This is a genomic window from Streptomyces sp. NBC_00370 (assembly GCF_036084755.1).
Lineage (GTDB): Bacteria > Actinomycetota > Actinomycetes > Streptomycetales > Streptomycetaceae > Streptomyces.
Map to the genome: position 1 here is coordinate 3,912,288 of NZ_CP107968.1, position 11,365 is coordinate 3,923,652.

Below are 11,365 nucleotides of genomic sequence, written 5' to 3' on the forward strand. Positions count from 1 at the left end.
CGCACCGCCTGGACCTTCACATGCATGTGATGCCTCAAGCATAGACAGGACCCTGGCCCGGCCACGGGGGCGGCGGATATCGGTCGCGTTCCTTCGTGGGTCCGCTTAGCATCCGTCCGATGACCTCTCCGGCTGGGCACCTCACCCCCTTTCACCTCGACGTTCCCCAGGCCGATCTGGACGATCTGCATCAGCGGCTCGATCGGGCGCGGTGGCCCGACGAGTTGCCGGGGGTGGGGTGGGATTATGGCGTTCCGCTCGGCTACGTGCGGGAGTTGGCGCGGTACTGGCGGCATGAGTACGACTGGCGTGCGGCCGAGGCGCGGCTCAACGCCTGGCCGCAGTTCACCACCACCATCGACGGGGCGAACGTCCACTTCGCGCATGTGCGGTCGCCGGAACCCGGCGCGACGCCGTTGGTGATGATTCACGGCTGGCCGGGCTCGATCGTCGAGTTCGAGCAGGTGGCGGGGGCGCTCACCGATCCGCGTGCGCACGGCGGGGATCCGTCCGACGCGTTCCATCTCGTGCTGCCGAGCATTCCCGGGTTCGGGCTGTCCGGGCCCACCCGGGAGACCGGGTGGGAGTTCCGGCGGGTGGCCGCCGCGTTCGCCGTGCTGATGGGGCGGCTGGGGTACGCGCGGTACGGCGCCCAGGGCGGCGACTGGGGTGCGGGGATCTCCCGGGAGTTGGGGCGTACGGACACCGAGCATGTCATCGGCGTCCATCTGAACCTGCTGCCGGACTCGGCGGCGCCCGCTGAGCTGGACGCCGCCGAACTCGCCGCGCTCAGCCCGGCCGAGCGCGAGCGCACCCAGGCGTCCTGGGAGCGCAACAAGCGGTGGCGCAAGGAGCGGCAGGGGTACGCCGACGTCCAGTCGACCCGGCCGCAGACCCTCGCGTACGGGCTCACGGACTCCCCCATCGGCCAACTGGCCTGGATCGCAGAGAAGTTCAAGGAGTGGACCGACTCCCACGACCGACCGGAGGACGCGGTCGACCGCGACCAGCTCCTCACCAACGTGATGTTGTACTGGCTGACCGGCACCGCCGGTTCGTCCGGCCGTATCTACTACGAGCGGGCGCACGCCGACTACTGGGGCGACCCGCCCGCCCCGTCCACCGCGCCGACCGCCCTCGCCGTGTTCCCGCACGACAACTTCATTCCGCTGCGGCACATCGCGGACCGGACCAACAAAATCGTGCGGTGGACGGAGTACGACAGGGGCGGTCACTTCCCCGCGATGGAGCAGCCGGACCTGCTCGTCGCCGACATCCGGGAGTTCTTCCGAACGATGCGCGCCTGACGCTCACTTGAATGCCGCCGCGTTCCGCACCGCCCAGTCAGCGAACGTACGGGCCGCTCGCCCGGTGACGAGTTCGACGTCCGGGCTCACCCGCTGCTCGGCGGGCGTGGGCGCGCCGATGATGGCGAGGGTGCCGTCCACGACCGGTTCGGGCATGAAGCGCAGCAGATTGACCCGCGCCTCCTCACGGCTCAGCTCGACGAACCGTACGGGCTCACCCAACGCCGTCCCGATCGCCGCCACTTGTTCTTGGGGCGTCAGCGCCACAGGGCCGGTGAGTGTGTACGTACGACCCGCATGGCGCCCGTCGCGCAGCGCGGCAGCCGCTACGTCGGCGATGTCGGCCGGGTCGACGACCGGGAGGGCGACATCCGCGAACGGCGCCGCCGCCGAGCGCCCCGTACGGACCGTCTCCGCCCACTGGTACGCGTTGGAGGCGAAGCCGCCGGGGCGCAGGATCGTCCACTCCGTACCGCCCTGCCGCACGGCGTCCTCGAACGCGCGGAGGTGGTCGTGCGAGGCGTTCCGCGGGCGGGTTTCGGCGCCCTGCGAGGACTGCAGGACGATCCGGCCGACGCCGGCCGCCTTCGCGGCGCCGACGATGTCGCGCGGGTTCAGCCGCGCGCCGTCGGCGGCGACGAGGACGTACAGCGCCTCGGCTCCGGCCAGGGCGGGAGCGAGGGACGCCGGGTCGGCGAGGTCGGCGGTCTGGTGCCGTACGCCGTCGGGCAGTTGGGCGGCGGAGGCGGCCGTGCGTGAGACGGCCGTGACCCGCTCACCGGCAGCCGCCAGCGCCTGGAGCAGCGGTCGGCCGACGTTACCGGTCGCTCCTGTGACCACGATCATGTTGTTCTCCCGTTCGGAAAGCACGCGGAAATCCTGCGAAATCATGGGGTTCCCATGGGTCAGTGCCATCCTGGGGAGTGAACAGGCCACCTTCTGGCCACTTTCCCGCAGCCGCTTCCCGAAGGAGGATCCGCCGCCGTGAAGGCCGACCGTCTCGTGGCGACACTGCTGTTCCTGCAGACGCGCGGACGCGTCACCGCCGCCGACGTAGCGGCAGAGCTTGAGGTGTCCGAGCGGACGGCGCGCCGCGACCTGGAGGCGCTTGCGAGCGCCGGGGTCCCCGTCTACTCGCAGCGCGGGCGCGGCGGCGGCTGGGCGCTGGTCGGTGGCGCGCGTACGGATCTCACGGGACTGACGGCCGGCGAGATCCGCGCCCTGTTCCTCGTCGCGGGACCCTCGGCGGTGACGCCCGAACTGCGCCTGGCCCTGCGGAAGTTGGTACGGGCCCTGCCCTCGACGCTACGCGCTGGCGCGGAGGCGGCAGCGCGGGCGGCGGTTACTGACGACACGGACTGGTCCGGCTCCGCCCTCGTCGCAGCGCCTCAACTCGACGCGCTGCGGGCTGCGGTGGTCGACGGCGTACAGGTCAGACTCGGCTACGGCCGTCCCGGCCGCCCGCCCGGCGTACGGACGGTCGACCCGCTCGGCCTGGCGTCGAAGGCCGGCGTCCCGTACCTGCTGGCGAACGCCCCCAAGGGACTGCGTACGTTCCGGCTGAGCCGTGTCACCTCCGTCGACCCGACCGGCGAACTCGTCGTACGGCCTGACGACTTCGACCTGCCCACGGCCTGGCGCGCCCTCGCCGGGCGGATGGAGGACCGGATCCTCGCCGCGACGGTACGGGCGCGGGCGGAGCCGAGCGCCGAGCCCGTCCTGGCAGGGCTGTTCGGCGGGCGGCTGCGGGTCGGGCAGCCGGCGGCCGACGGGTGGCTGGCCATCGAGATCGACGGGCCTTCGCCGGAGGTGGTGGCCCAGCAACTGGCCGGGTTCGGGGCGCGGGTGGAAGTGCTCGCGCCACCGGAGGCGAGACGCCGGATGGCCGGACTCGCGGCCGAACTCGCCTCGTTGTACGGGGAACACGGCGGGGCACCGGAGCACGACGGGGCAGCGGAACACGACGGGGCACCGGAGAGGGAGAAGTGAGCAGCCGCAAGGGCAGCCGCTTCGGCCTTCGAGCGGCTGCCCTTCCGGTCTTCGCGACGACGGCGCCGGCAGTCAGGCGGCAAGCCCCACCGCCGTGATCGCCGGCGTGCGCAGCGTACGGACCGCCGTCAGCAGGCTGGTCAGCAGCGTCGCCACCGCGGCGACCGCCACCACGCCCACCCAGACGCCGAGACCCTGGTCCGGCAGGACCGAGTCGGTCCGCACGATTGTGAAGGGCAGGATCCCGGCGAGCCCTGCCACCGTGCCGAAGAACACCCCGGTCACCGTGAGCACGACACCCTCCATGCCGACCATACGGAGCACCTGCCCGGGGGTGGCTCCGGCGAGCCGCTGCCCGCCGAACTCCTTGCTCCGGTAAGTGGTCGCCGCGTACAGGCTGTTGACCAGCATGATGCAGCAGAAGGCCGCGATGACGCCGACGACCACGAGGTTCAGCGTCTCCAGGTTCTTGTCGTCGATCGACTTCGTCAGCCCGGACGCCTTGATCGCGTCGTTCTCCACCAACTGCATGTAGAACGTGGCCGTCGCGACGCCGGTGAAGGAGATCAGCGGCATCAGCATCCCGGACAGCTGCTCGGCGCGCTGCCGCATGTTGTGCACGGTCAGATAGCCGCTCGCGCCGCCCACCGCCGCGATCGGGCCGCCGAACACCCCGAGCAGCGCGCGGAGCAGCGCAGGGGCGAAGCAGGCGAAGCCGACGGACAGCATGATCGCACCCGCCGCCGGTGCCGCCATCAGCGCGGAGTCCGTCGCGTTCATCGCGAACGTGGTGGCGAGGGCGCCCGCGCCGACCAGCAGCGCCAGGGCGCCGCCGACGTTACGCAGCCGGTTGCCGCGCCGCTTCCCTTCCGCACCGGAGCCGCCCGCCATGGCCTTCGTCGCCCGGCGCACCGCGAGGAACGCGGCACCCATCGACGCGACGAGAGTGATGGCGATGCCGCTGGTCAGCGCCATGGGCCCGAACACGTAGTCCACGCTGTCGACGACCTGGTCGCTGTCCTGGAACATCTTCAGCAGCGCCCGGCCCGCCAGCATCGCAGGACCGACCGCCAACACCACTGCCACCACGGCGATCATGGCCGCCTCACCGACGACCATCCGCTTGATCTGCGCGGGGGTCGCGCCGGTCGACCGCAGCAGCTTGATCTCGTCGTCGCGCTGGCGCACGTTCACGGTGAGGGTGGAGGCGACGGCGAAGAACACCAACAGGCTGCTGTATCCGCCGACCACACCGCCGGAGGTGTTGAGTACCTCGGCGCTCTTGCTGTCGACGCCGGCCGCGCCGCCCGTATCGAGCAGCGAGCTGAACATCATGGTGATCACGGCGCCCAGGAGCGCGGCGATGAGGGTGGCGACGAAGCGCCCGGGGCGCTGCCGTACGGAACGCATGGCCAGTGCGAACATGATTCACACCCCCGTCTGGCGGTCGGAGTGGTGGGTGGCGTGCCGGGAGCGGTCGTACCCGGCGCCCTGCCGGGCGGCCACGGCGTCGCCCAGATGCGCGAGGCGCTCGGCGACCGCGTCCACGGTGGGCGATGCCAACTGCCCGGCCAGCCGGCCGTCCGCCAGGAACACCACGGAGTCCGCGTAGGACGCGGCGACCGGGTCGTGCGTCACCATCACCACGGTCCCGCCGTGCATCCGTACGGTCTCCTGCAGCAGCCCCAGCACGTCACGCGCACTGCGCATGTCCAGCGCACCGGTCGGCTCGTCGGCGAAGATCACGGCCGGCTGGGTGACCAGCGCGCGGGCGATGGCGACGCGCTGCCGCTGCCCGCCGGAGAGCGCGTCGGGCCGGTGCGACAGCCGGTCCCCGAGCCCGACTTGGGCCAGGATCTCCGTCGCCCGCGCGTTGTCGACGGTGCGGCCGGCGAGCTTCAGCGGGAGGGTGGTGTTCTGGACGACGGTGAGCGACGGCAGCAAGTTGTACTGCTGGAAGACGAATCCGATCCGCCGCCTGCGGAACTTCGTCAACTCGGCCTCGCTGCGCCCCTTCATCTCCTCGCCGTCGACCACGACGGTCCCGCTGTCGGGCCGGTCGAGCCCGGCGGCACACTGCAGGAGCGTCGACTTACCGGACCCCGAGGGCCCCATGACCGCGGTGAACGTCCCGGCCGACAGGCTCAGGGACACCCGGTCGAGCGCGGTCACCGCGTTGTCGACGGACCCGTAGACCTTGCTGACATCCACCAGCCGCAGGGCCTCGGGGCTCCTGGCGGGCCGGGTTCTGCTGGTTCGACGAAACATTGTCATCGCTCCCCTTCGGGCACTCCCTGCGCCCCACTCACGAAGCTACGGACAGTGAGCGGCGCACACATTGGGCGTACAACCCGAATCGGGGGTGTGGCTGGGTACACCCCCGGCACGGCGCGTCGCCGCGCTCCTCACCACATCGCCGGCGGGCACCGCGCTCGGGAGCCCGCTGACCGCAGCGCGGGGCCCGAGCCGCGTACGCCATCCGTCCTCTGCGGGATAATCCGCGACGGGACGAATTGTTACGCTGGTGAACATGACCGCCATGACACCCGCCCGCACCGAACCTGACCTCTCGTTCCTGCTGGACCACACGAGTCATGTCCTGCGGACCCAGATGTCCGCCGCGCTGGCCGAGATCGGGCTCACCGCGCGCATGCACTGCGTACTGGTCCATGCCCTGGAAGGCGAGCGCACCCAGATCCAGCTCGCCGAGATCGGCGACATGGACAAGACCACGATGGTGGTGACGGTCGACGCGCTGGAGAAGGCCGGCCTCGCGGAGCGCCGCCCGTCCACGACCGACCGGCGGGCCCGGATCATCGCGGTCACGGAGGAAGGCGCGCGGGTCGCGCAGCGGAGCCAGGCGATCGTCGACGGTGTGCACGCGGCGGCGCTCGACGCGATCCCCGAGCGGGAGCGCGCGGTCTTCCTGAGCGTCCTGGAGCGGCTGACCAGCGGGTATCTGTCGACTCCTGTCGAGAATCCGCAGCAGGTGAGGCGGGCTCGGCAGCGCGCGTAGGCCCTTTGAAGGCATCCAGCCTGAAGGCATCCAGCATCGATCCAATAAGGATCGTCTGCTACGGGACTATCTGCTACGGTCACTCCTGTCGCTCTTTCGGACAGGAGATTTCGCATGTCTGCGCTCGGCACCCCCTCCGCCCCTTCCACCTCTCTCGCACCAGCCGCACCGTCGGCCCGCTCGCGCCGGTTCGCCCTCGCCGTGATCGCTTCCTCGATGCTGATGATCATCTTGGACGGCAGCATCGTCACCGTGGCCATGCCCGCCATCCAGGACGACCTGGGCTTCACACCAGCGGGTCTGAGCTGGGTCGTGAACGCGTACCTGATCTCGTTCGGCGCACTGCTGCTGCTCGCGGGGCGCCTCGGTGACCTCATCGGCCGCAAGCGCATGTTCGTCGCCGGCACGGCAGTATTCACCGGCGCCTCGCTGCTGGCGGGCGTGGCTACCAGCCCGGCGACCCTGATCGCGGCGCGCTTCCTCCAGGGCGTCGGCAGCGCGATGGCGTCCGCCGTGGGGCTCGGCATCCTCATCACGATGTTCACCGATCCGCGCGAACGAGCCAAGGCGATAGCGGTCTTCAGCTTCACCGGCTCGGCCGGGGCGTCGATCGGGCAAGTGCTCGGCGGCGTGCTCACCGACACGCTCAGCTGGCACTGGATCTTCATGATCAACCTGCCGATCGGGATCGCCGCGGTGCTGATCGCCGTCCCCGTACTACCCTCCGACCGCGGTCTCGGCCTGGCGGCGGGGGCTGACCTCACCGGCGCGCTACTCGCCACGGCCGGGCTGGTGTTGACCATCTACACGGTCATCAAAGTCGAGGACCACGGCTGGCTCTCCGCACCCACGGTGGGCCTGGGCGCGGTGGCCGTCGCGCTGTTGGGCGCGTTCGTCGTACGCCAGACCAAGGCGCGCACCCCGCTCATGCCCCTGCGGATCTTCCGCTCGCGCAATGTCACGGGCGCCAATGTGGTCCAACTGCTCATGCTGGCCGCGCTGTTCTCGTTCCAGATCATGGTGGCGCTATACCTCCAGAACGTGCTCGGTTACGACGCGGCGGAGACCGGCATCGCGATGCTCCCGGCGGCCGTTGTCATCGGAGCGGTCTCGCTGGGCGTTTCGGCGCGCGTCAACGCGCGGTTCGGCGAACGGAACGTGCTGCTCGCGGGGTTGCTGCTGCTGATCGCACTCCTCGCGCTGCTCACCCGCGTACCGGTACACGCGAACTACGTCACCGACGTCCTCCCGATGATGCTGCTCGCAGCGGGCTTCGGGCTGGCGCTGCCGGCGCTGACGACGCTCGGCATGTCCGGGGCGAAGGAGACCGACGCGGGGCTCGTCTCGGGGGTGTTCAACACCACCCAACAGGTCGGTATGGCGGTGGGCATCGCCGTCCTGTCCACCCTGGCGGCGTCCCGCACGGAAGGCCTGCTGACGGCGGGGGACAGCCGCCGCGAGGCGCTGACCAGCGGCTACCACCTGGCGTTCGCGGTGGGCGCGGGACTGCTGGTGGCGGCGTTCGTTGTGGCGGTGGCGGTGTTGCGGAAGACGGAACGGAAGGACGTCGCGTCATGAGGGAAGAGGTGGAGCGGGTGCGGGGGGTGGGGCCGGGGCGCGAGTTGGGGCCGGAGCGAGGGTCGGGGCCGGGGCGGGGGCGAGAGTCGGGGCGGGAGTCGGGGCCGGAGTCAGGGTCAGGGCCAGAGAGGAGGCTGGGCACCGGGCCGGGGCCGCGTGCTCTCACGGACGGCGAGTCGTCCACGCTCCTGGGCGGACAACAGTTCGGCGTACTGGCGAGCGTCCGACGCACGGGTCATCCCCACCTGTCCACCGTCGCCTACCACTGGGACGCGGCGGAGCGCGTCGTACGTATTTCCACAACGGCCGACCGCCTCAAGGTCCGCCAACTGCGGCACGATCCGCACACCGCACTGCATGTGCAGGGGCCGGACGTCATGTCGTTCGCCGTGGCGGAGGGCGAGGCGGAGGTGACGGAGGCGTCGGCCGTGGCAGGCGACGAGGTCGGCAGGGAACTGCTGTCCCTGACGCCAGGCTTCACCGACCTGGCGGACGAGAGGCAGTTCCTTGAGCAGATGGTGACGGACCGTCGGACGGTGATCAGGATCCGGGTCTCGCGCCTGTACGGAACAGCGCTGGACGTGGCCGCGGGTGCCGAATAATCGACCGGATGACTACTCCTCCGAGCTGGGGGCGCGCGGAGCGCCTTGACGCCGAGACCCTGGTGGCGGCCCTGTACGACGAGACCGGCGTACGCCTCACCGTGGAGGGCCCCTGCCCGGGAGGGCAGGTCGGCGCCGCGTACGTACGCCGGCCGGACGGCCACCGGTCCGTCCTGAAGTGGCGCCCCCACACGACGGTCGCGGAGGTACGGTCCGGCCCGCTCGCGGTCAGCGAGATCCTGCACGCGGACGGATTCCCCTGCCCGGCGACGGAGTTGGCCGCGCAGGTCGGTCACGCGGCGGTCATGGTGCAGGAGTTGTTGCCCGGCACGACGATGGACGGCCTCGACCACCACGGCCTGGACCAGGCCCTGTCACTCAACGAGGCACTGACCGGCCGCCTCGCCGACCACCCCGGGATCCCCCAACTGCCGCTGTATCTGCGGTCCGACGGTCCGGGCTACTGCCTGCACGAACCGCTACGCCGGCACAGCGCTCGTGGCGCGGCGCTGGAGCGCCGCATCGTGGCGGTGGGCTGCGAGTACCCCGACCGGCTGCCGGGGTCCGACGCGGTGCACAACGACTTCCACCCGGGCAACTTCCTGGCCGAGGAAGGCGAGATCACCGGCGTCATCGACTGGGACGGCGCGGCCCGCGGCGACTGCCGCTTCGACCTGGTGACGCTACGCTTCGGCCTCCACGGCACGCGGGGCGCCGCAGGGGTGACGGCCCGCCTGGACGCGCTCCTGGACACGCTCCCGCCGGAGGTACTACGCCCGTCGTGGGCGCACATGAGCCTCCGCATGACGGACTGGGCGATCAGACACTTCCCCCCGGCGGAGGTGGAGACGTGGCTGAACCTGGCGGAGCGCGGCGTGTAGGTCGGGGGCGGGCGGAGCGGGGCGGGGATGCCACGTGGCCCGCTGCCCGGGAGTGGTGGGGGCGGCTTGCCCGGGTGTGGGTGCCGCGCGGCAGTTGCGTGGGGGGACTCGGGCTGGCTTAGCGTCCGCCCAGGCCGGTGGTCGGCTGGGATTCATGCCCCGCTGGTCGCTGGGGGTGGGGTGGGTGCGGGTCAGGGCGGCATGGGCCGGGACCTGTGCGGGCCGGAGCTTTTAGGCGGTCGGAGGGCCGCCCCTGAGGTTTGAGTGTCGCGGTTCCGGTCCGGGCGTCAAGGGCGCTCCTGCGTCGCGTCGGCTCCGCCGATTGCGCTTCGCTCCACCCTTGACCCCCGGCCCTCCACCGCAAGTACTTCTTTGGGGGGGGCGGCCGGGGGGCTCCACGGGGGAGCTGGGCTCGTGGTGACGGGTGCTTGGCCGGGTGCCGGTGCCGCGCGGCAGTTGCATGGGGGGACTCGGGCCGCCTCGGCGTCCACCCCCACCGGGTAGCGGCTGAGACTCATGCCCCGCTGATCACTGCGAGTGGGTGTGGGGCGGGAGGGTGCTCGGCAGGGGCAGTTGGGCCGGGGCAACGGGCCGGTGGGTGGGGCGGGTGTGACTGAGGTGGCGGGGGATGGCCTGTGGGACGAGCGTCGGACGTCTTTTGCGTGGGTGGTTGCGTTAGGCGCACCACAGGGCACATCAGGCCGCCGAGACCGCCACGGGCGTGGTTGTCTCGTGGGGGTCGTGGGGCGACGGGTACTCATCGGCCCTATGGAGCTGGTCCCGGCGAGGTCGGTGTGATTGGGGTGGCGGGGGATGGCCCGTGGTGCGGCCAGCGGACACCTTTTGCGTCCCGTGTTGCGTTAGGCGCAACATGGTGCGCACCAGGCTCCGATTCCGGCCCGGGGCTGGATGTTCTGTGCGGCCCGTGGGGTGGATGTGACGAGAGTGCCCGGTGAGACAACCGTCCGGCGCCCTATGCGTGGGGAGTTGCATTCCATGCGCTGCAGAGCGCACCAAGGCGGTGTGGAGTCTCGTCCGGCGGAGGGATGGGCCGCTGCCGAGGCCCCGGCGGCCTTCTGTCCCGGAGCGGAACCAGGCTGCGGCAAGGGCCCTGCTGCCCACATCCCATAAGCCCACCCCTGCCCACCAGTCACACCCGCCCCACGCCCACTCCCCCTCTCCGTCCTGATGCGCCGGATGGCGCGTCTAACGCAACACCGAACGCAAAAGACGCCCGAGGGCCGCCCCACGAACCATCCCCCGTTACCCCAGTCACACCGACCTCGCCGGGACCAGCCCCACAGGGCCGATGAGTACCCGTCGCCCCACGGCCCGCACGAGACAACCCCGCCCGTGACCGTCTCGGCGCCTGATGTGCCCTGTGGTGCGCCTAACGCAACCACCCACGTAAAAGGCGACCGCTGACCGCACCACGGGCCATCCCTCGTCACCCCAGTCACACCCGTCCCACCCCCCGGCCCAACTACCCCCGCCAGGGCGCCCTCCCGCCTCACTCCCACTCACGGTGACCAGCGGGGCATGAGTCTCAGCCGCTGCCCGGTGGGGGCGGACGCCGAGCTGACCCGAGTCCCCCCATGCAACTGTCGCGTGGCACCCGCAGTCGGCCGAGCCGCCGTCACCGCGAGCCCAGCGCCTCCGTGGAGCCCCCCGGCCGCCCCCCCCAGCCTTCCCTTGCGGTGGAGGGCCGGGGGTCAAGGGTGAAGCGCAGCGCAATCGGCGCAGCCGACGCGACGCAGGAGCGCCCTTGACGCCCGGACCGCAACCGCGACACTCAAACCCCAGGGGCGGCCCCCCGACCGCCTAATGTCCACGCCCGCACAGGACCCGGCCCATGCGCCCTGACACGGACCAGCGGGGCATGAGTCTCAGCCGCTACCCGGTGGGGGCGGACGCTAAGCCAGCCCAAGTCCCCCCACGCAACTGCCGCGCGGCACCCGCACCCGGCCAAGCACCCGCCACGACGGCTGGTCT

General features: G+C 71.3%; 9 protein-coding genes. 6 read left to right on the plus strand and 3 right to left on the minus strand.

The window, feature by feature from the left end; all coding sequences use genetic code 11:
* The first annotated feature begins 119 nt into the window (after nt 1-119).
* Nucleotides 120-1,307, plus strand: coding sequence for an epoxide hydrolase family protein (locus tag OHS57_RS17430; protein ID WP_328582558.1), 1,188 nt, complete (start codon nt 120-122; stop codon nt 1,305-1,307).
* 3 nt (nt 1,308-1,310) lie between these two features.
* Here the strand turns inward: OHS57_RS17430 and OHS57_RS17435 are convergent, their stop codons facing one another.
* Complete coding sequence (locus OHS57_RS17435; RefSeq protein WP_328585093.1) at nt 1,311-2,153, minus strand: NAD(P)H-binding protein; 843 nt, start codon at nt 2,151-2,153, stop codon at nt 1,311-1,313.
* A gap of 138 nt (nt 2,154-2,291) precedes the next feature.
* Between OHS57_RS17435 and OHS57_RS17440 the strand changes: the two genes are divergently transcribed.
* A complete protein-coding gene (locus OHS57_RS17440) occupies nt 2,292-3,296 on the plus strand; it encodes a helix-turn-helix transcriptional regulator (RefSeq protein ID WP_328582559.1) in 1,005 nt (334 codons plus the stop codon).
* A gap of 72 nt (nt 3,297-3,368) precedes the next feature.
* Here the strand turns inward: OHS57_RS17440 and OHS57_RS17445 are convergent, their stop codons facing one another.
* The gene (locus OHS57_RS17445; protein ID WP_328582560.1) at nt 3,369-4,721 is read right to left on the minus strand and encodes an ABC transporter permease; all 1,353 of its coding nucleotides are present in this window, start codon (nt 4,719-4,721) and stop codon (nt 3,369-3,371) included.
* Nucleotides 4,722-4,724: 3 nt separating this feature from the next.
* Nucleotides 4,725-5,570 (minus strand): ABC transporter ATP-binding protein, encoded by an 846-nt coding sequence (locus OHS57_RS17450; RefSeq protein WP_328582561.1) that lies wholly within the window; start codon nt 5,568-5,570, stop codon nt 4,725-4,727.
* A 256-nt stretch (nt 5,571-5,826) separates the two neighbouring features.
* On the opposite strand from OHS57_RS17450, the gene OHS57_RS17455 reads away from it, so the two are divergent.
* The 4 genes from OHS57_RS17455 to OHS57_RS17470 all read left to right on the plus strand — a co-directional run bounded on the left by OHS57_RS17455 (nt 5,827) and on the right by OHS57_RS17470 (nt 9,373).
* Entirely contained in the window at nt 5,827-6,312 is a 486-nt protein-coding gene (locus OHS57_RS17455; protein ID WP_328582562.1) for a MarR family winged helix-turn-helix transcriptional regulator, read from the plus strand.
* Between the two features lie 114 nt (nt 6,313-6,426).
* Nucleotides 6,427-7,890 carry an MFS transporter gene (locus tag OHS57_RS17460; protein WP_328582563.1) on the plus strand — a complete coding sequence of 488 codons (1,464 nt, stop codon included), beginning with the start codon at nt 6,427-6,429 and terminating at the stop codon, nt 7,888-7,890.
* Between the two features lie 134 nt (nt 7,891-8,024).
* Nucleotides 8,025-8,492, plus strand: a complete 468-nt coding sequence (locus OHS57_RS17465; RefSeq protein WP_328585094.1) for a TIGR03618 family F420-dependent PPOX class oxidoreductase — start codon at nt 8,025-8,027, stop codon at nt 8,490-8,492.
* A gap of 8 nt (nt 8,493-8,500) precedes the next feature.
* Nucleotides 8,501-9,373 carry an aminoglycoside phosphotransferase family protein gene (locus OHS57_RS17470; RefSeq protein WP_328582564.1) on the plus strand — a complete coding sequence of 291 codons (873 nt, stop codon included), beginning with the start codon at nt 8,501-8,503 and terminating at the stop codon, nt 9,371-9,373.
* Nucleotides 9,374-11,365 lie beyond the last annotated feature (1,992 nt).